The following is a 19,138-nucleotide window of genomic DNA, read 5'->3' on the forward strand; positions in this document are numbered from 1 at the left end:
ACCGGAATTGCCCGTCCCGCCCATCCCTGTGTGACCTGGACCACCATTAGCGTGGCCTCACAGGCAACCGCGGCGAAGGGACATTTCCATGCGGGTCGGAGTACTGACCGGAGGCGGCGACTGCCCCGGGCTCAACGCCGTCATCCGGGGCATTGTCCGCAAGGGCGTGCAGGAGTACGGCTACGACTTCGTCGGCTACCGGGACGGCTGGCGTGGACCGCTCGAGGGCTACACCGTCCGCCTCGACATCCCCGCGGTGCGCGGCATCCTGCCCCGCGGCGGCACCATCCTCGGTTCTTCGCGCACGAATCCCCTCAAGCAGGAGAACGGCATCCGCCGCATCAAGGAGAACCTCGCCAAGCAGGAGGTCGAGGCGCTCATCGCGATCGGCGGCGAGGACACCCTGGGCGTCGCCGCACGCCTCAACGACGAGTACGGCGTCCCCGTCGTCGCCGTACCGAAGACGATCGACAACGACCTGTCCGCCACCGACTACACCTTCGGCTTCGACACCGCGGTCGGCATCGCGACGGAGGCCATCGACCGCCTGCACACCACCGCCGAGTCCCACATGCGCGTCCTGGTCTGCGAGGTGATGGGCCGTCACGCCGGCTGGATCGCGCTCCACTCCGGGCTCGCGGGCGGCGCCAACGTCATCCTCATCCCCGAGCAGCGCTTCGACGTCGACCAGGTGTGCGCCTGGATCACCTCCCGCTTCAAGGCCTCGTACGCCCCCATCGTGGTCGTCGCCGAGGGTGCCATGCCCAAGGACGGCGACATGGTCCTCAAGGACCAGTCGCTCGACTCCTTCGGGCACGTCCGGCTGTCCGGGGTCGGCGAGTGGCTCGCCAAGGAGATCGAGAAGCGCACGGGCAAGGAGGCCCGGACCACCGTCCTCGGGCACATCCAGCGCGGCGGCACCCCCAGCGCCTTCGACCGCTGGCTCGCCACCCGCTTCGGCCTGCACGCCATCGACGCCGTCCGCGACGGCGACTTCGGCAAGATGGTCGCCCTGCGCGGCACCGACATCGTCCGCGTCCCGATCGCGGAGGCGACGGCCAGGCTGAAGACGGTGGATCCGAAGCTGTACGAGGAGGTCGGGGTCTTCTTCGGCTGACGAGGAAACGGACGTCTGGGGGCGACAGCCCCCAGACGGCTACACGGTCGTGTTGCGCAGCTGACCCACCAACTCCCGTACGACAGCTGCCCCGTTCAGCGTCAGGATCGACTCGGGGTGGAACTGCACGCCGGCGAATCCGAGACCACGCAGGGCGTGCACCTCCCCGTTGTCGGCCCGGCTGACCTCGACGTCGTGCGCGGCCAGTTCCCCGGCGGCCTCGTCGTCGCAGCGCGCCACGAAGCTGTTGTAGAAGCCGACGGTCTCGGTCCGCCCGAACAGCTCGACGGTCGTCTGCGCCCCCTGGTACGGAACTTCCTTCCGTACGATTTCCAGCCCCAGCTCGGCCGCGATCAGCTCGTGCCCGAGGCAGACCCCGAGGACGCCGTGCCGGTGTTCGCCCAGGACCCGGGCGGTGAGTTCCCGCAGGAACCGCATCTTGGGGTCGTCCAGGTCGGACGGGTCACCGGGGCCGGGGCCGAGCACGACCGGCCCCTCGTGCCCGAGCACCGCCTCCCGCAGCCCCGGCTCGTCGTAGCGCCGGACGGTCACGTCCAGCCCGCTCGACCGCAGCACGTGCGCGAGCATCGCGGTGAAGGTGTCCTCGCCGTCGACGACCAGGGCATGTCCGGTGAGTTCCGCGCCCTTCTTCACGGGTTCCTGCATCCGCAGCCAGAACGGCGCGAGCGAGGCGCGGCGCCCGTCCAGCGCGGCACGCACGCGTGGGTCGTCGGCGAGCCGCACGCGCGCGTGCGGCTCACGCGGGCGGGACGGCCGTACGCCCAGGGCCGTCAGCACACCCGCGGCCTTCGCGTGCGTTTCCGCGACCTCGCTCGCCGGGTCCGAGCCCCGGACGAGAGTGGCCCCGACCGGCACCCGCAGCCGGCCGTCCGTGCCGATGTCGGCGGTGCGGATGAGGATGGGGGAGTCGAGGGTCTGGGCGCCCCCGGAGTCGCGGCCGAGCAGGGCCAGCGCGCCCGCGTAGTAGCCCCGCCCGCCGACCTCGTGCCGCTCGATGACCCGGCAGGCGTTCTGCACCGGCGACCCGGTGACCGTCGCCGCGAACATGGTCTCCTTCAGGACCTCCCGCACGTCCAGGGACGACTTCCCGCGCAACTCGTACTCGGTGTGCGCGAGATGGGCCATCTCCTTCAGCCGCGGACCGACCACGACCCCGCCCATGTCGCCGACGGTGCACATCATCTTGAGCTCCTCGTCGACGACCATCGACAGCTCCTCGATCTCCTTGCCGTCGGCGAGGAAGTCGAGCAGGTGCTCCGGGGTCGGGCCCTGTGCCGGGTAGCGGTACGTCCCGCTGATCGGGTTCATGACGACCGTGCCGCCGGACATCCGCACGTGCACCTCGGGACTGGCGCCGACCAGAGTCCGCTCCCCGGTGTGCACGACGAACGTCCAGTACGCACCCCGCTCGCCCTCGAGCAGCCGCCGGAACAGCGCGAGGGCGTCGCTTCTGGAGAAACCGGGGATCTCACCTTCGTACGTCCGCCGGATCACGAAGTTCGCGCCCTCCCCGGCGCCGATCTCCTCCCGCAGCACCCGCCCGACGATCTCGCCGTACTCCTCGTCGTCGACGTCGAAGCCGCCGCCCGCCACGCGCACGTCGTGCGCCGGGAGCTGCGTGAGGGCGTCGGCGAGCGGGATCTCGTACGACTCCTCGGGGGTGAGGAACGCCAAGGGGGTGCCGTCGTCGCGGACGTCGAAGCCGCGCTCGCGGATCTGGCGGAAGGGGACGAGCGCCAGGCCCTCGTCGGGGAGGGCGGCGAGGCGGTCGTGCGTGGTGACCGGGCCGACGAGCAGCTCGACCGTGTCCTCGTCATGGCCCGGCGCGCGGCGGCGCAGCAGGGCGAACGGGCGCGGGTCGTGCAGGAGCCGTACGAGATCCATGGTTCCTCTTCCGTCGATGTCGCTGTCGATATCGGCGAGGAACGACCCCGGACACACCGAAGGCCGCCCCTCGGGCGGCCTTCGCGAAGTCTTGCGTACGCGCAGTCAGTGGGCCGCCGGATGAGCGGTCCACCACCAGTTCTGGGTCGAGTGCGCGAACATGCGACGCACCCTACCGCACGACCAGGCCGTCCGGACGGTGGTCGCTCCGTCTCACCAGTCGAGCGGGACAAAAAGCAGTCGACACGACCCCGTAATGTTTACGGGGTGACCGTGAACGCAACGACCAGCGCGAGCGCTGGCAACACCTGGCGAGACCTGCCCGCGGCGCAGCAGCCCGAGTACCCCGACACCGAGGCTCTGCGCGCAGTGATCGCGGACCTCGAGTCGTATCCGCCGCTCGTCTTCGCGGGCGAGTGCGACCAGCTGCGCGCCCGGATGGCGGCCGTCGCCAAGGGAGAGGCGTTCCTCCTCCAGGGCGGCGACTGTGCCGAGGCCTTCGACGCGGTGTCCGCCGACCAGATCCGCAACAAGCTCAAGACCCTGCTCCAGATGGGCGCCGTGCTGACGTACGCCGCCTCTGTGCCGGTCGTGAAGGTCGGCCGGATCGCCGGTCAGTACTCCAAGCCGCGCTCCAAGGGCACCGAGACCCGCGACGGCGTGACGCTGCCGACGTACCGCGGCGACTCGGTCAATGGCTTCGCCTTCAACGAGGCGGCCCGGATCCCGGACCCCGAGCGTCTGAAGCGGATGTACAACGCGTCCGCCTCCACGCTCAACCTGGTGCGCGCCTTCACCACCGGCGGCTACGCCGACCTGCGCCAGGTGCACGCCTGGAACCAGGACTTCGTGAAGTCGTCCCCCTCCGGCCAGCGCTACGAGCAGCTGGCCCGCGAGATCGACAACGCGCTGAACTTCATGCGGGCCTGCGGCACCGACCCGGAGGAGTTCAAGACCGTCGAGTTCTACTCCTCGCACGAGGCGCTGCTGCTCGACTACGAGTCCGCGCTCACCCGCGTCGACTCCCGCACCGGGAAGCTCTACGACGTCTCGGCGCACATGGTGTGGATCGGTGAGCGCACCCGGCAGCTGGATCACGCACACATCGAGTTCGCCTCGAAGATCCGCAACCCGATCGGCATCAAGCTCGGCCCGACGACGACGGCCGAGGACGCGCTGCAGTACATCGAGCGTCTCGACCCCGACCGCGAGCCCGGCCGGCTGACCTTCATCGTCCGCATGGGCGCCGACAAGGTCCGGGACAAGCTGCCCGAGCTGGTCGAGAAGGTCACCGCCTCGGGCGCGACCGTCGCCTGGATCACCGACCCGATGCACGGCAACACCTACGAGGCGGCCTCCGGCCACAAGACCCGCCGCTTCGACGACGTGCTCGACGAGGTCAAGGGCTTCTTCGAGGTCCACAAGGGCCTCGGCACCCACCCGGGCGGCATCCACGTCGAGCTCACCGGTGACGACGTCACGGAGTGCGTGGGCGGCGGCGACGAGATCTTCGTCGACGACCTGCACCAGCGCTACGAGACGGCCTGCGACCCGCGTCTGAACCGCAGCCAGTCCCTTGACCTGGCGTTCCTCGTCGCGGAGATGTACCGGGACCAGTAGCAGATCATCGACTGACACGCCTGTTACAGGGGCATGAAGTGGGGCGCGGATCACATACGATCCGCGCCCCACAGCACTTTTATGGTCCCCGGGCGCCGGGTAAGGTTAGGTTAGCCTCACCGATTAATCGGGACGGCACCACTTTTCGATCCCGGCGGGAGGTGAACCGCGTGTACATCTGCAGTTGCTTCGGCATCACCGAGCAGCAGGTCAAGAAGCACGCGGCGGACGGTGCCTGCACCCCTCGCCAGATCGCGTCCGCCTGCAAGGCCGGCACCGACTGCGGCTCCTGCGTCCGTCGTATTCAGGCGCTCCTCGGTCGAGGCGAGTGCCCGCGACGTGAGCTCCTCGAGCAGGGAAAGCCCGCTCTCGCCGAACTGGACGAGGCCGCCTAGCTCTCCGGCTGCTCGATCAGCTGCGCGATGTAGAGCGCCTCGCCGAGCTTCTCCACCAGTTCCAGCTGGGTGTCGAGGTAGTCGATGTGGTGCTCCTCGTCCTCGAGGATCGACTCGAAGATGTTCGCAGAAGTGATGTCACCCTTTGTGCGCATCACCTCGATACCGCGCTTGAGCCGGTCGATCGCCTCGACCTCGACCTGCCGGTCGGCCTCGAACATCTCCTTGACGGTCTGTCCCACGCGCACGTGGAACAGTCGCTGGTAGTTCGGCAGCCCCTCCAGGAAGAGAATCCGGTCGGTGAGAACCTCGGCGTGCTTCATTTCGTCGAACGATTCGTGCCGCGTGTACTTCGCGAGCTTCGTCCAGCCGAAATTCTCCTGCATCTTCGCGTGCAGAAAGTACTGGTTGATCGCGGTCAGCTCGCCGGTGAGCTGCTCGTTGAGGAATTCGATGACCTCGGGGTCGCCCTGCATCGCAGAGGCTCCTTCCAAGCGGGGGAACTGGCAGGTTGCGCCGCATGATTGCACCGGTGGGAAAGATCGTCCAGTAAGTCTTCACTTAGTAAGTGAGTCCACGCTTAGTCGCGATTGCGCCGGTTTGGTAATGCTGGTCAAGGACACCGTCCTCGGTCTGTCAGGATGGAGTCATGGGTCAGCCGGTGGAGCGTGAATCGGGAGAACGCGATTCAGGAGGAGCAGCACAGGCCGAGCTTCCGCCGGGGCAGCGCCTGCAACGCGGCTGGCCGGTCACGCACTACGGGCCCGTTCCCAAGTTTCGCCCGGAGCGCTGGGAGTTCCGGGTCTTCGGCGCCACCGCGGACGGCGAGAAGTACTGCTGGAACCACGAGGAGTTCACGGCTCTGCCGTACACCACTTTCGTGGCCGACCTGCACTGCGTCACGAAGTTCAGCATGCTCGGCGCCGAATGGGGCGGCATTCCGGCTCGTACGATCCTGGAGATCGCGCCGCCCGCGCCCGCGGTCACCCATGTGATGGTGTGGGCCGAATACGGATTCAGTGCCAACCTCCGCCTGGCGGACTTCGCGTCCGAGCAGACCATCTTCGCCACCCATAAGGACGGCGAGCTGCTGACGGCGGAACACGGCTTCCCGCTGCGCCTCGTGGTGCCCCATCTGTACGCCTGGAAGGGCCCCAAGTGGGTGCGCGGCGTGGAGTACATGACCGCCGACCGCCGCGGCTTCTGGGAGGAGCGCGGCTACCACAACGTCGGCGACCCCTGGAAGGAACAGCGCTACTCCTACCAGGAGCAGCCCGGGGACGGCCCCGAGCTCTGACTCCTGGCGTCTTCCGTCTTCCGTCTTCCGTCTTCTGTCTCTCGTCTTCGTCAGTGGTACTGGTGCACCACCGCGTGGCCCTTGCCGCGGCCGATCATCCACTTGTTGACCGGCACGGTGACCACGAAGGCGATCGCGAGGGAGAGCGCCAGCGAGATCCAGAACAGTGCGTCGGCCAGTTCCGCGTCCATCGCGTCCGGCCACACCACGATCACGCCGTTGTCGATCAGCTCCATCACGGCGATGGACAGGGTGTCCGCGGCCAGCGCCACCCGGATCGCGGCGCGGAAACCGAGGCCCGCCCTCAGAACTCCGCGCAGGGTGAGCGAGTAGCCGAAGAAGAACGCGAGGACGATCGCCAGGACCGTCGTCGCGACGTTGCCCCAGCCGAGCGCCGTGCCGATGACCATGCCCAGCACCTCGCCGATGGCGCAGCCGGTGAGGCAGTGCAGGGTCGCCTGGGCGGCCGTGCTCCAGGTGGCGGCGGCGGGGTGATGGTGTGCGTGTGCCTCGTGCTGCATGACTGCCCCCAATGTCAGGTAACGGTTCCTGCGTCGAGCAGAAACCGTATACCCCCCAGGGGTATTCCCCATCCCTCTGCGGACTACGAGTCGCGCAGTTTCTTCAGGCGCTCCACGTCCGCCGCGTGCCCTTCTTTGCCGCCGGGCGTCTCGATGATCAGCGGTACGCCCTCGGTCGCGGGGTGCGTCATCAGCGCCCGGAACGGGTCCTCGCCGATGTGGCCCGCGCCGATGTTCTCGTGCCGGTCCTTGTGCGCGCCGACGACGTCCTTGGAGTCGTTGGCGTGGATCAGCTTCAGCCGCCCCTCGCCGACGGTGTCCACCAGCAGGTCCAGCGTCTGGTGCATGCCGCTCGGCCCGGTCAGGTCGTGGCCGGCCGCGAAGATGTGGCACGTGTCCAGGCAGACGCCCAGCTTCGGATGGGCGTCCAGCGCCTCGAAGTACGGCCCGAAGTCCCAGGTCCGCGAACAGAGCGAGGAGCCCTGCCCGGCCGTCGACTCCAGCAGCAGGAAGGGGTCGTCGTCGTGCGTCAGCTCGTCGAGCAGCGGCAGCAGGTGCTCACGTACCTGCTGCAGTGCCACGGAACGCTCCCGGCCGCCGGTCGCGCTGCCCGTGTGGACGACCACACCGAGCGCCCCGATCTCCCGCCCGCGCCGCAGGGAGTGCCGTAGCGAATCCACGGACTTCTCGACGGTCGCCTCGGTGTGGGAGCCGAAGTTGATCAGGTACGGGGCATGGACGTACGCCGGAACCGACTCGGCCTCGCACGCCGCCCGGAACTCCTCGTCCTGCCGCGGATTCCCGACGGGCGTGGCCCAGCCACGCGGGTTGGCGACGAAGACCTGCACCGTCTCGGCCTTCAGCTCACGGGCGTAGGCCACACCGACGGAGTGAAGACCACCGGCGACGGGGACATGGCCGCCGACGGGGTTGCGGGTGGGGAAGGGGAAAGGTGTTCTGCTCATGACGTGGTCCAGGATGCCAGGACGTGTGGGGGAGGGCGCTCGCAGGGTACGAGAGCAGCAGTGCATGGGAGCAACTCGGCCTGGGGAGGGCGTAGATGGGGGACGTGGTCAGGTTTGCGTTGCGGGACGGCGGCAGCATCCTCGTGGAACCCGTTGACGACGAGGCGTACGGCCTGGAGGAGATCTCGGTCAGCGGGAACACCGTCGTGCGACGTGCCCAGCAGAGCCTGGGAGCCGCCCTGGACGGCATCCGGGAGATGGCGGCCGAGGCGCATGCCCGGATCACCGCGCTCGACGTCGCCCCTCACCGGCTGGAGCTGGAATTCGGGGTCAGGCTGAGCGGCGAGGCCGGGGCGGTGCTGGCACGGACCAAGGGCGAGGCGCATCTCGTCGTACGGGCCGTGTGGGAGAAGGAGGGGTAGCCCTACGGGCCGCGGGGGAGGAACTGGTGGACCGGTGCGGCCCGACCGACTCCGGTGTCCGGGACGGCGCACCGGGCTGAAAGGCCGTCTCCCGTCCGAACAGGGATCCGCCTACCATGCCCTTGCGGCCGAGTGCCGCAGCGTCGGGCCTGGTGCCGGATGTCCCAGGAACTGGAAGGGGCACAGGCATGGAAGAGACGACGGGGGTCGAGTGCGGACTGCCGGACATCGCCGGATTCACGATCGACCAACTGCGCGCACTGCCGGGCTCCGTGCTCGCGGTCGCCCTGGAACGGCTCCAGACGGAGGCCGCCGAGTCCGATGAGGACGAATACACCAGCTGGCAGGCGAGCGCCTGACCATCACGGAGTCGACGTCGCAGCCCTCCTCGACGAGGGCTGGCGGCCCGTCCCACTGCGCCAGTTCGTGCTGAAGATACGCAGCCGGTGCAACCTGGCGTGCGACTACTGCATCATCTACGAGCACGCCGACCAGACCTGGCGCCGCCAGCCGCACGCCATGAGTCAGGAGACCCTGCGCCAGACGGCCCGCCGTGTCGCGGAGCACGCCGCCCGGCACGGACTCAGCAGTGTCCGGATCGTGCTGCACGGCGGTGAGCCCTTGTTGGCGGGCCACGGGGGCATCGCCCTGATCGCGCGGACGGTGCGCGAGATCGTGCAAGAGGCGGGCGCCGAGGCCGAGTTCACCGTCCAGACCAACGGCACTCTGCTCCGTACGCGCATGCTGGACACGCTGGCCGAACACGGGATCCGTGTCGGTGTCAGCGTGGACGGTGACCGCACGACACACGACGCGCACCGTCGAACCCCGGCCGGCCGGGGTTCGTACGGCCGAGTCATGGCAGGTCTGAGCCTCCTGGCCGACGACTACCCGCAGTTGTACGCAGGCCTGCTGTGCACCGTCGATCCCGTGTGGGACCCGGTCGCCGTCTACGAATCGCTGCTGCCGACCCGCCCGCCGCAGATCGACTTCCTGCTGCCGCACGCCCATTGGGGAGCCCGACCACCGCAGCCGCCCGGCGCGTACGGGCGTTGGCTCGCCGCCGTTTTCGACCGGTGGGCGGGAGCGCCGCGCAAAGAGACCACCGTGCGGATTCTCGACGAGTTGCTGCACACCGTGCTCGGTGGCCGCAGCCGGCTCGACTGGGTGGGGATCACCCGGACCGTTTCCGTCTTCGTCGAGGCCGACGGGAGCATCCACCACAACGACACGCTGCGCACGGGCTATGACGGAGCCTCTGTGAGCGGCCTGGATGTGTTCCGGCACTCCTTCGACGAGGTTCTCCTGCATCCGGGCTTCGCCGCGCGGCAGGCCGGTGAGCGCGCCCTCGCGGACCAGTGCCGACGCTGTCCCGAACTGTCGGTGTGCGGCGGCGGGGAGTACGGGCACCGCTACCGCCCGGGCGTCGGCTACCGCTCCCCGACCGTCTACTGCGAGGACGTGCTCCTCCTGGTCGGCCACATCCGTCGTTGGCTCGCCCGCTCGACGGAGCAGTCGTGATCGCTCCCTATGTGATCGCGGACGCCGTCTTCGACGCGCTCGCCGCAGGAGAGGGCGGCCGGGAAGCGATCGTGCTGCTGCGCCGGGCGAGGCGCAGCCGGAACCTCCTTCTGCTCCGGCACGTCCTGGACGGCCCGTGCGGCGCGGCCGCCCAGGCGGGCGCCGACCTGTTGTCCCAGGTCGAGGGCGTGGCCCCGGAGACGGTGAAGGCACTGCTCGACGGTCCCTCGTTCGGGGCCTGGGCGGCACATGCCGCGGCGGACTGCCCGTCGCACGGGGACGGGATCTGCACAGCCGGAGACCTCGCGGCGCTCGCGGCGGTCGTGGCGATCCGCGCGGGTGTCGTGGCGGAGGTCGCCGTGCCGGTACGGGCGGGGACCCTGCGATTACCGGGGCTGGGAACGGTGACGGGGATCCGGGACGCGAGGCAGCAGGCAGTGCTGGCGACAGGGGTGGGGACCGGGGCCGGCTGCCGTGACCTTCCGGAACCGCCGGCGACCGTCGACGCCGGTTTCTGCGCGGGCTCCGCCGGGGTGCGTTCGGCCCCTGGCGCCGTCGATGTCAGGGTCCCCGGCGACGTACACAGGCTGCCGCGCGATCTGACCCGGGAAGGACACCGGTGGCAGCCGGTCGCCGTGCTTCGGGCGGAACACGGCGGATTGACGCTGTGTCTGCCGCTGGAGACCGCCGATCCGCGTCTGCCCGCCCTGGACACCTTGCGTGCGGGGCCGGTGGCCTGGCAGGGGCTGCTGCAGTCGGCCTGGAAACTGCTCGTCGACAGTCATCGTGCACGCGCCGAAGAACTCGCGGAGGGCCTGAACGGCATGGTGCCGCTTCCGGCTCCGGCTCGCGGTGTCGCCTCCGCGACCTCACGCCATGCCTTCGGCACGGTGCTGGCATCCTGGCCCGCGAGCCCGGAACGGCTGGCCCTGACCCTGCTGCACGAGTTCCAGCACAGCAAACTGAGCGCACTGACGGATCTGGTGCCCCTGTACGAGCCCGGCGGTCCGGCCTGTCTGTACGCGCCGTGGCGTCCCGATCCGCGGCCGCCCGGAGGACTCCTCCAGGGCATCTACGCCCACCTCGGCGATCTGGCGTTCTGGCGCGCCCGAAGCGGTACGCGGCATGAGCCCGAGCAGGCCGATGTGACCTGGCGGCTGGCCCGGACGAGGGCGCAGGGCGAACGTGGCCTTGCCGAGGCGTTCACCCATGTCCGCCTGACGCCCCTGGGCATCCGCTTCCTGGAACGGGCCGCGGCGGCGATGGGCACGGTGGACGGCGGTGACAGCGGCTATGACAGCGACATCGGTGGTGGCACGGATGCCAGGACGACGCGGGCGGTTCTGCGCGTCGAGGCCGGAAGTGAGGCTGTCTGGCGGCTGCGTTGGGCGCAGGTCGACGAGAAGGAGACGCAACGGCTCGCCGAACTCTGGCTCACCGGGCGGGCCGCGCAGCAGCCGCCCCAGGACGACGTCCGGGCCGCCGACGGGTCCGTGACCGGGCCGGGGCCGGAATTCGGTCGATGGGCGGCACGGCAGCGCGGGGCCGGGCGGGCCGGATCCGCTCAGGAGGCGGCCGCCGCCGTCGTCGCTCGGCCGGACCGTCCCGAACGCTGGGCGGAACTGGCCGCGGCCGCCGCCGAGGAAGGCCAGCCCGGGGCGGGCGTGCTGCGCCACCGCACCGAACTCGTCAGGAACCTGCTGCTGCACCTGGTCGAAGCGCGCCCGGACCAACCGCCGCCCGCTGAAGCCCGCCGAGCCGAAGCACGGTCGGCCCGACCGTCACCACCGGCGGGCGAGGATCGCCCGCCGGACCCGCTGGCCCTCGCTGCCTGGTTGGCAGTGGTGCACCCGCGACCGCCCCAGCCGCGCACATCCCCTCAGAACACCGGGGTTTCGATGTCGCAGAACGCCCGGTCTCCCCTGGAGAACACCTCAGCCACGGGGTAGGACTCTCCCAAGGTCTGGGCGAAGCGTTCGAGAACGTCCTCCAGCAAAGCCTCGGCCTCTGCTTCCTGCCCCAGAGACCGACGGTCGTGCGCGAGATTCCCCTGGCACACCAACGTGACGGGGTGGTCGGGGCCGAGCTTGTTGCGAAGGGTCTCCAGGTGCCGGGAGTTGGCCTGCTCCGCTTCCTCGAGACGGCCTGCGGTGTGCAGGTCGTTGGCGAGATTGACGCCGCAGCGCAAGGTGCAGTTGTGCTCCGGGCCGAAACGCGCCTCCAGCTTTTCGTACGCCGAGAGGTTGAGCGACAGGGCTCGGTCGTGCTCGCCGATCGCGCTGAGGATCAGCGCGTGGTTCGTCTCCGTCATCGGCACATAGGGGTGGGTGGCCCCGAAGAGCTGCTCATAGCCGGCCACCGTCTGTGCCGCCAGTCGCTCGGCGTTCTCCAGGTCCCCCCGCAACAGCAGGTCGATGGCGTAATTGCCCACGGCGGCAAGGGTGTTGAGATCGCCCTCGCCGTACTGGGCGCGATACCGTTCCACGGTCCGGTGTGAACGCTCGTACGCCTCGTCGTACGCGCCCATCGCCCGGAGCGATACCGCCAGGTTCTTCGCCACGTCGAGTGTGGAGGGATGCTCGCGACCTTGGCTGTCGCGGAGTTTCGGGTACACCGCGCGGAGCGATTCGGTGGATCCTCGGTAGTCGCCCAACTCCCGCTGGTCGCGCGCGTAGTTGGCCGCCACGACGAGGGTGAGTGTGTCGTCGGGGCCGAAGATGCGCACGCGCCGCTCGTAGGTGTCCGCGTCCAGCTCCAGTGCATCCTGGAAGCGGCCCAGAAGGCGCAGGTCGAGGGCGTGGTTGGCGGCGGACATCAACGCCAGCGGATAGTCACGGCCGAAGACCCTGGTCAACCGTTCCAGGGTGTCGCCATCACGGTCGGCGGCCTGTTCGAAGTCGCCGAGCACGCGAAGGTCGGCCGCCGTGCTGTTGGCGATCGCCAAGGTCTCCTCGTGGTCCTCGCCGAACACCCGGCGGGCCCGCACCAACAGGTCGGCGTTGAGGGCCCGGGCCTCTTCGTACCGGCCGAAGTTGCGGATCAGCGTGGCGTAGGAACGCGTGACGCGCATGGTCTGCGGGTAGTCGTCGCCGAGGCGCTGCTGCCATTCCTTGCGGGCGAACTCGGCCAGTTCCGTACCACCGGTGTAGTCGCCGTGCAGATACAGGTACCGGATCTCGTTGATGACCAGGTCCCGCACCTCCCGGTGATCGCACTCCACGGCACGGGTGGGCCGGATGTGCGGCCGCAGTTCGGCGTACCGGCGCCAGTTGGCGTTGTCCTCCGGCTCCTGCGGGTCGGCCGCGGCCAGCAGGACATGCGTGAGGTGGTAGGTGTCCTCCTGCTCCTGTGGCGACATCTGGTTCTGCAGCACCGCCTGGACGAGCCGGTGCATCTGCAGGCTGTTGCTGCGATGGTCGATCCTGGCCAGGGCCAGCCGGCCGATCTCCCGTGTGGCCAGGCCGAGTTCCACCGGGTCGCGCAGCGCCTCGGCGAGCGGTGAGGGCAGCGGAGCGAACGCGGCGCTGCGCAGCATGGCCCAGCTGATGGGCTCCGGCGCCATGCAGGAGCACAGCCGCAGCAGCTGCACCGCCGCGGGGTTGCGCTGGGACAGGCGCTCCATGGACAGGTTCCAGGTCGCCACCACCGAGTGCTGGTAGCCGGACGGGACGGCGGTGTCCAACAGCCGTCCCGCATGTTCACGCAGCAGCTCGAGATAGTCGTCGACCGACATCGCCGTCTCCGCGTGCCAGGCGCCGGCCTGTTCCACGGCGAGCGGCAGGTCGCCCAGTGCCTCCGCGAGCCGGGAGGCGTCCTCGGTGGGCATACCGGGTGCCCTGCGCTGCAGGAAACGTACCGACTCCTCGCGGGAGAAGACATCCACCGAGATGGGGTGTGCGTGGCCGGCCCAGCTCTGGTTGCGCGAGGTGATCAGGATGTGGCCCTCGCCGGAGGGGAAGTAGTCCTCCAGGTCCTCGGGACGGTCGGCGTTGTCGAACACAAGAAGCCACCGGCGGTAAGGGGAGCCTCGGCGCAGCGCGTCGAGGACGAGAGGAAGCGCCTCGTCACCGCTGGGGCCGGACTCCAGGCCCAGGTGCGGTGCGAGCGCGGCAATGGACGAGCGGACCAGCGCCGGGTCCTCCGAGTTGATCCACCAGATGAGCTGATACTGCGACTGATACCGATAGATGTACTCGACAGCTAGTTGCGTCTTGCCTACTCCGCCGAGCCCGAAGAAGGCCTGCGGGACGATTGCCGCACGCCGGTCGGCCAATCGGTCACGGAGCTGGGTGATGAGTTCGTCACGCCCGGTGAAATTGTGGTTGCGGGGTGGAATGCGCCGACCCCACACCTGCGGAATGGTCTCCTCGAACCGCACGGGACGTGTGATGCGGGGCGGTGGGCCGACCGGGGGCGCCTCTGTGCTCGGCGGGGAGGTGAAGTCGGCCAGTCGAGGCGCGGACTCGGCCACGGATGATTCCCTTTCCGGTGGTTGCTGGGAGGGTTCCCCTGTCGGTGCGAGCTCTGCCGGCACGCTGGTGGCGTGCTCGGTCGGGAGCAGCTGGTCGGCTGTCTCGTCAATAGCGCTCGGCATGGATGTGGTATCAGTCACACCGTAAGCGTATGACGACTCTGCGTCACTGCTCGCGGGCGGCCGGCTTCGATGCGAAATGCGGGCGCGGAGCTCGCGGGCCCTGGTGGCGAACCCTCCGCCCAGGGCATCCGCGACGGCCGCGTCGACCTTGGCGAAGGGCAGGCTCTCCGAACTGATCCAGGACGGCAGCTCGGAGGACGGATCGGCCAGGGTCGCGTCGAACCGGTACGGCGCCGACGAATGTTCGGCCAGGTAGTCCGAGACGGCTGCCAGGACACGCCGGCTTTCCTGCTGGTGCAGTGATCCCAGCAGCAGCGACCGTACGGCCTCCGGGAAGTCGAACTCGGTCTGCTCGGAGGTGTGCGGGTGGCCGGGTGCCACGGGGTGCAGCAGGCCTGAGAGGAACACCTCCGCCAGGTGTGATGGCGTGGTGCGCGGCGCCATCACCTGCTGGACCAGCCGCATCACCGGGAGAAACAGGGGAGCGGCCGACAGGTAGCCGGCCAGTTCGAAAGCCTGGGGTGACGCCTCCGCGCGGAACGCGAGCACGCGGTCCAGCGGAGACAGCCGATCGTCCCGCCGAGTCGGTACCGGCTCCGGGCCGTCCGGTGGGGTGGGGCTGTGCCCGTCGCTTTCCGGACAGACGGCGAACCCCTGAAACGGCGACTCCTCCGGGCGGGCGACCAGCCGCGCCCACATCTGCAGAGCCGCCGGCGCGAGTTCCATGACGGGCACCAGGAGACCCGGGCTGTCGGTGTCCGTGTCGGTGTGCAGGCTGCTGTTGGCGGCGCCGGGGCGGGAGGCTCTCAGGGTGACGGGTGCCGGGCGTAACGCGGTGCGGTGCCACAGCCGCCGGTCCAGCGGCTGGACCAGGGCGGTGGGCCGGCTGCGGGCCCAACGGTTGAGCAGCCGGCCCACCGCGCCCGAGCCCCAGCCGGTGTTGATCGCGTCGCTGAGGACGAGTACGGCGGTGCGCGGTGAGCGGAAGACGTGCCGACCGAGGTCGTCGTCCCGGGATCCGGCGTCCCGCCACGGCGGTGCGCCGGTACGCATCGTCACCGTGCCGTCCGGCAGATGCTCCAGCCAGCGCACCGTGATGGAACGGAACGCCCCCACCCGGCGCAGAACCGTGCGCAGCTCGGCGACGGCGCCGTCCCACAGCACCATCGACTCGCCCGTGTCGACCACCAGCACCAGGTCGAGCCAGCGCTCGTCCTCCGGGATGAGCACCGGCTCCCATACATCGGTCTGCGCCGCTCGGTCGGCCGTCGCCTCCTCGTCCAGTCGGTGCCGGACCGCGGAGGCGGTCCGCCGGCGCAGCGGCCGCAGCGCTCTGCCGAGTTCGGCGGCCTTGGGCAGCGGCCGCACCCCGGGCGAGCGCACGGGCAACGCCGGAAGCACTGCCCCCGGCGCTTCCATGGGCAGGCCGAATCCGGGCACGTGCAGTTGCGGTTCCTGCGGCGTCTGGCCGGGCCCGTCGGACGGCTGCCGGCCGTCCGGCGCCGGCGGACGCCGGTCCTCCCGCGCGGAGCCCTCACGCCGACGGCGTGGCACGCCGGGCTCCAGTGGCCCGGTGATCCCGGACAGCGGGTGCGGGCGGGCGGCCCTCGGTGTCGGCCCTGCCTTCTCGGTGGCACGGGCCAGCCGCGCCGCCAGCCAGAGGACCTCGGCTATCTCCTGCGCATTCGGAGTGGGGCGCTCCGGTGGTTCGTACGGCATCAGGGCCCCGTTTCGAGGTGGCGCCACAGCGTACGGAGCAGATCCTGCCACTGCTCGGGGGATTCGTCGGCGCCGGCGCGGGCCAGCTGTATGGCACTCAGCAACTGGTCCACGGCGACAGCGCCGTTGCTCTGCTCCGCGAGGAACGCCTGCACCAGCGGCTGTGCCTGCTCGAGGACCTCGGGTCCCAGGTGTGCGGCGACGATCGCCGCCAGCCGCTCCGGACCGGGCTGCTCGATGTCGTGGCGCACGCAGCGGCGTGCGAAGGCGGCGGGGAACTCACGTTCCTCGTTCGAGGTGATCACCACGAACGGAAAGGCCCAACAGGTGACCTGGCCGTCCGTCACCTGCTCCTCTCCGCCGTCGGCGGTCTGGATCCGTACGTCGCGCTGTTCAGGAGGAAGTCGCAGCAGCTCCTGGATGGCGAAGCGGCCCTCCTCGAAGACGGTCAGCAGATCGTTCGGCAGGTCTATGTCGCTCTTGTCGAGCTCGTCGATCAGCAGCACGCGAGGTCGACGCCGCGGTAGCAACGCGGTGCCGAGCGGGCCGAGCCGCAGGAAGCGGCCGATCTCACCGAGGCCCCCGACGCCGCTGCCCGTGTCGACTCCGGCCCGCTGCAGATTCGCTTCGTGCAGCCGGCCGATCGCGTCGTACGAGTACAAGCCGTCACGCAGCGTCGTCTTCGAGGTCACCGGCCAGTGCAACACGGGGCCAAGACCGAGTTCGTAGGCGACGGCGTGCGCGAGCGTCGACTTGCCCGTTCCCGGCTTGCCGGTGAGCAGCAGCGGTCGGCGCAGCAGCAGGGCCGCATTGACCACGTCCACCAATGCGCGGTCGGCCTGGAAGACCCGGCCGCGCCGGGTGTCGGCCGGCGCCGTGCTCGTCACGCTGTCCTGCGGCGGCATGCCCTGCTGCAGCGGCCGCCATTTCGGTGGGTCGGGCAGCCGCTCGATGGCGTTGTGCGGGATTCCGTCACCGCGGTAGACCCACCACGCGGGTGTCTGCGGGATTCCGGTCTCGGTCACGAGGGGTTACCTCCGGGAGCGGGAGCGGGCGGTGCCAGGGGAGTTCGCGGGGGCAGGCGGTCGAAGGGGTCCCACAAGAACCCCAACTGCAGACCGCCGTCGACGCGATGGGGGGCGGTGACGGGCCCTGGCGACCGCTCGCCGCGGCGTGCCCTGCGTACCACCTCGGGCAGCGTCCGGGCGCTGGCGTTGCGCAGTCGCTCAGGGAGCTCCTCGGCCACGCGCGGTCCTTCCCGCTCGTCGTGCGCCCAGATCAGGGCAGGCACCCCGGCGTCGAGAGCCGCGTCGAACTCCGGGTCGGGGGCACGCTTGCGAGGCACCCTCGGGGGAAACCCGAGGACCAGGGCCAGGGGGCCGTCCTCGGGGTACAAGGCCAGGAACAGCGCTTCGTAGGGCGTCCTGTCCTGGCTGCGGGCAGGCATCACATCCACCACGCCCTCTCCGGAGAGTGCGGGCATCGTTTTCATCCTGTCCCACTTCTGCGACCAGTTATGCCCCCAGTCGACCCATTCCGACGCATTCTGGCGCTCAAGGCTGCGAAAGGCGACAGGGTGCACTACCCCCAAGCGCACCTTCGCGCCGCTGGGCGTCGTGATCAACAGGTCGTCGAAACGGCGTCCCAGCAGCTCACGGGGTAAGACCGCCTCCACGAACAACTCCGGTGCGTCCATGGCGCGTTCTCGCCGCATACGGACGATGTGATCCACCATCAGATTCTCTATCCGGCTCAGCCGCATGGCCTCGGTGTACTGCTGGACCGCCTCGCGTGTGGCGCCCTCGTGCTGCCGGAAGACGTCCAGGAGGTAGTGCCCTCTCACCGCGGCCGGGGTGATACAGAACGTGGCGTACGTCCACTGGGCCCCCACCCCGGAGGGGCGGGGATGCCGTTCCAGGAGAGGTCCCGGATCGACGGCGGGGGTGCAGTGGCCGGCCCGGCCGCGCACCCAGCGGGCCAGTTCCGCTCCACGTAGACCCGGGATCCGTCGGGACAGCGCAGCCACGAAGGACAGCAGCGGCGGTACCGGGCGTCCGGCCTGGGAGATGTGCTGCAGGTCGTGCACGATGCCGAGAATGTCCTCGGGGGCGCCCTTCCAGAAGCGGCGCACAGGCCCGAGCGCCTCGTCACGCAGCGCCACCAGCCCGAGTAGCGGTACGCGCCCGTCCAGCAGGAGCCGGTAGAGGTCGTCCATCGCCTCCGGATCGAACGGCCCCGCGTCCACCTCCGGGTCCGGCTCGGTCGCGAGTCGATCCGGCAACGGCTCCCCGGACAGGGCGAGCGCGGCCCTCAACGGAGGCCAGGAACGGGCCAGTCGAGCCATCGGGATCATCCAGGTCACTCCGGCATCCGGCGATTTGTCCCGCAGTACGGCGAGACCGGCGACGCGGGAGGTCGAGGCGTCCTTCACTCCACAGCCGCTGTATCCCCTCTCCACCTTACGGCCGGTGTCCGGGGCGTCGTTCAGCTGGATCAAGGCCTTCTCCCGGCCGCCCTCCCCGGCCATCACGCAGTCCGCCCACACTCCGTCCGGCTGACCTTGCGGGTAGCCGTACACCTGCATCGGGCGCCTGTTGACGTAGCCGCCGCCGGAGAGGTGGGCGTGGGAGCCGGGTAACTGGCCGTTCGCCGCGCCCAGATCGCCATGCAGGGTGAGTACCGAGAAGTCCTCATGGTGGCTGCCGCCGGTGTAGTGGTGCCCGCCCCCGGGAGAGCCCTCCAGTTCGAGGCCGCCGCTCAGGCTGACCCGGACCGTGGCGTGCGGATCGTCCTCCAGCCGTCGGCCCAGGGCGGTCGTCACCACATGGGCGCAGGTCAGCACATAGCGCGGAGGTACGAGGACACCTCCGCCCACGGGCTTCCCGGTGGCGCCGAGGATGCTCACCTGCCAGTCGCCGATGGAGGCCGATTCCGCGACCGGTTGCACCCCCAAGGCACCTCTCCCCCCGTGTCGTCCGCAGGGCCCCGACCGCCTTGCGAGCCGCCATAGTAGCGGCCCTGTCCTGGGGATTTGCAGGGGGTCAACAGCGTGCGTTCAAGGG

Annotated in this window: 16 protein-coding genes; 8 read left to right on the forward strand and 8 right to left on the reverse strand. The window is 69.8% G+C overall.

The genetic code is table 11. From position 1 onward, the window contains the following. Positions 1-88: 88 nt before the first annotated feature. Positions 89-1,117, forward strand: coding sequence for a 6-phosphofructokinase (locus OG303_RS35635; protein ID WP_405873640.1), 1,029 nt, complete (start codon positions 89-91; stop codon positions 1,115-1,117). A gap of 39 nt (positions 1,118-1,156) precedes the next feature. Here the strand turns inward: OG303_RS35635 and OG303_RS35640 are convergent, their stop codons facing one another. Together OG303_RS35640 and OG303_RS35645 are read right to left on the reverse strand one after the other, a co-directional pair. Next, complete coding sequence (locus OG303_RS35640) at positions 1,157-3,022, reverse strand: anthranilate synthase family protein (protein ID WP_405873642.1); 1,866 nt, start codon at positions 3,020-3,022, stop codon at positions 1,157-1,159. Positions 3,023-3,127: 105 nt separating this feature from the next. After that, a complete protein-coding gene (locus OG303_RS35645; RefSeq protein WP_071528813.1) occupies positions 3,128-3,184 on the reverse strand; it encodes a trp operon leader peptide in 57 nt (18 codons plus the stop codon). A gap of 105 nt (positions 3,185-3,289) precedes the next feature. Between OG303_RS35645 and OG303_RS35650 the strand changes: the two genes are divergently transcribed. Next, the gene (locus tag OG303_RS35650; RefSeq protein ID WP_405873644.1) at positions 3,290-4,642 is read left to right on the forward strand and encodes a class II 3-deoxy-7-phosphoheptulonate synthase; all 1,353 of its coding nucleotides are present in this window, start codon (positions 3,290-3,292) and stop codon (positions 4,640-4,642) included. Positions 4,643-4,803: 161 nt separating this feature from the next. Then, entirely contained in the window at positions 4,804-5,037 is a 234-nt protein-coding gene (locus tag OG303_RS35655) for a bacterioferritin-associated ferredoxin (RefSeq protein WP_405873646.1), read from the forward strand. On the opposite strand, the gene bfr is transcribed toward OG303_RS35655, so the two are convergent. Continuing rightward, positions 5,034-5,513, reverse strand: coding sequence for a bacterioferritin (gene bfr, locus OG303_RS35660; protein WP_405873647.1), 480 nt, complete (start codon positions 5,511-5,513; stop codon positions 5,034-5,036). The genes OG303_RS35655 and bfr overlap by 4 nt on opposite strands. Before the next feature lie 173 nt (positions 5,514-5,686). Here bfr and OG303_RS35665 point away from each other — a divergent pair, with 173 nt between their 5' ends. Further along, entirely contained in the window at positions 5,687-6,334 is a 648-nt protein-coding gene (locus OG303_RS35665) for a sulfite oxidase-like oxidoreductase (RefSeq protein WP_405873648.1), read from the forward strand. 50 nt (positions 6,335-6,384) lie between these two features. On the opposite strand, the gene OG303_RS35670 is transcribed toward OG303_RS35665, so the two are convergent. Both OG303_RS35670 and OG303_RS35675 read right to left on the reverse strand, forming a co-directional pair. After that, complete coding sequence (locus OG303_RS35670; protein WP_405873650.1) at positions 6,385-6,855, reverse strand: DUF4396 domain-containing protein; 471 nt, start codon at positions 6,853-6,855, stop codon at positions 6,385-6,387. Between the two features lie 83 nt (positions 6,856-6,938). Then, positions 6,939-7,820, reverse strand: coding sequence for a deoxyribonuclease IV (locus OG303_RS35675; RefSeq protein WP_405873652.1), 882 nt, complete (start codon positions 7,818-7,820; stop codon positions 6,939-6,941). Positions 7,821-7,915: 95 nt separating this feature from the next. On the opposite strand from OG303_RS35675, the gene OG303_RS35680 reads away from it, so the two are divergent. From OG303_RS35680 to OG303_RS35695, 4 genes are all read left to right on the forward strand, one after another. Next, positions 7,916-8,242: a CU044_2847 family protein gene (locus OG303_RS35680; RefSeq protein ID WP_405873654.1), complete on the forward strand. Its 327-nt coding sequence runs from the start codon at positions 7,916-7,918 to the stop codon at positions 8,240-8,242. A 188-nt stretch (positions 8,243-8,430) separates the two neighbouring features. Beyond that, the gene (locus OG303_RS35685; protein ID WP_405873655.1) at positions 8,431-8,601 is read left to right on the forward strand and encodes a hypothetical protein; all 171 of its coding nucleotides are present in this window, start codon (positions 8,431-8,433) and stop codon (positions 8,599-8,601) included. A 67-nt stretch (positions 8,602-8,668) separates the two neighbouring features. Next, complete coding sequence (locus OG303_RS35690; RefSeq protein WP_405873657.1) at positions 8,669-9,763, forward strand: FxsB family cyclophane-forming radical SAM/SPASM peptide maturase; 1,095 nt, start codon at positions 8,669-8,671, stop codon at positions 9,761-9,763. After that, on the forward strand, positions 9,760-11,712 hold the full coding sequence (locus tag OG303_RS35695) for an aKG-HExxH-type peptide beta-hydroxylase (protein WP_405873659.1): 1,953 nt from the start codon (positions 9,760-9,762) through the stop codon (positions 11,710-11,712). The genes OG303_RS35690 and OG303_RS35695 overlap by 4 nt, the downstream gene beginning before the upstream one ends. On the opposite strand, the gene fxsT is transcribed toward OG303_RS35695, so the two are convergent. From fxsT to OG303_RS35710, 3 genes are read right to left on the reverse strand one after another with little or no spacing between them, the layout of a single operon-like run. Continuing rightward, a complete protein-coding gene (gene fxsT / locus OG303_RS35700) occupies positions 11,643-16,076 on the reverse strand; it encodes an FxSxx-COOH system tetratricopeptide repeat protein (RefSeq protein ID WP_405873660.1) in 4,434 nt (1,477 codons plus the stop codon). The two genes, OG303_RS35695 and fxsT, sit on opposite strands and share 70 nt — an antisense overlap. Further along, positions 16,076-17,101: an AAA family ATPase gene (locus OG303_RS35705; protein WP_405873661.1), complete on the reverse strand. Its 1,026-nt coding sequence runs from the start codon at positions 17,099-17,101 to the stop codon at positions 16,076-16,078. Before OG303_RS35705 ends, fxsT begins: the two co-directional genes overlap by 1 nt. After that, positions 17,098-19,023 carry a hypothetical protein gene (locus tag OG303_RS35710; protein WP_405877658.1) on the reverse strand — a complete coding sequence of 642 codons (1,926 nt, stop codon included), beginning with the start codon at positions 19,021-19,023 and terminating at the stop codon, positions 17,098-17,100. Before OG303_RS35710 ends, OG303_RS35705 begins: the two co-directional genes overlap by 4 nt. Positions 19,024-19,138 lie beyond the last annotated feature (115 nt).

It is taken from the genome of Streptomyces sp. NBC_00005, from assembly GCF_045160215.1.
In the GTDB taxonomy this organism is placed as follows: Bacteria; Actinomycetota; Actinomycetes; order Streptomycetales; family Streptomycetaceae; genus Streptomyces.

Bases quoted from the DNA above. Each gene is read 5' to 3' on its own strand.
- fxsT (WP_405873660.1), bottom strand. From the start codon at position 16,076: ATGCCGTACGAACCACCGGAGCGCCCCACTCCGAATGCGCAGGAGATA.
- OG303_RS35640 (WP_405873642.1), bottom strand. From the start codon at position 3,022: ATGGATCTCGTACGGCTCCTGCACGACCCGCGCCCGTTCGCCCTGCTG.
- OG303_RS35675 (WP_405873652.1), bottom strand. From the start codon at position 7,820: ATGAGCAGAACACCTTTCCCCTTCCCCACCCGCAACCCCGTCGGCGGC.
- bfr (WP_405873647.1), bottom strand. From the start codon at position 5,513: ATGCAGGGCGACCCCGAGGTCATCGAATTCCTCAACGAGCAGCTCACC.
- OG303_RS35685 (WP_405873655.1), top strand. From the start codon at position 8,431: ATGGAAGAGACGACGGGGGTCGAGTGCGGACTGCCGGACATCGCCGGA.
- OG303_RS35665 (WP_405873648.1), top strand. From the start codon at position 5,687: ATGGGTCAGCCGGTGGAGCGTGAATCGGGAGAACGCGATTCAGGAGGA.
- OG303_RS35635 (WP_405873640.1), top strand. From the start codon at position 89: ATGCGGGTCGGAGTACTGACCGGAGGCGGCGACTGCCCCGGGCTCAAC.
- OG303_RS35680 (WP_405873654.1), top strand. From the start codon at position 7,916: ATGGGGGACGTGGTCAGGTTTGCGTTGCGGGACGGCGGCAGCATCCTC.
- OG303_RS35670 (WP_405873650.1), bottom strand. From the start codon at position 6,855: ATGCAGCACGAGGCACACGCACACCATCACCCCGCCGCCGCCACCTGG.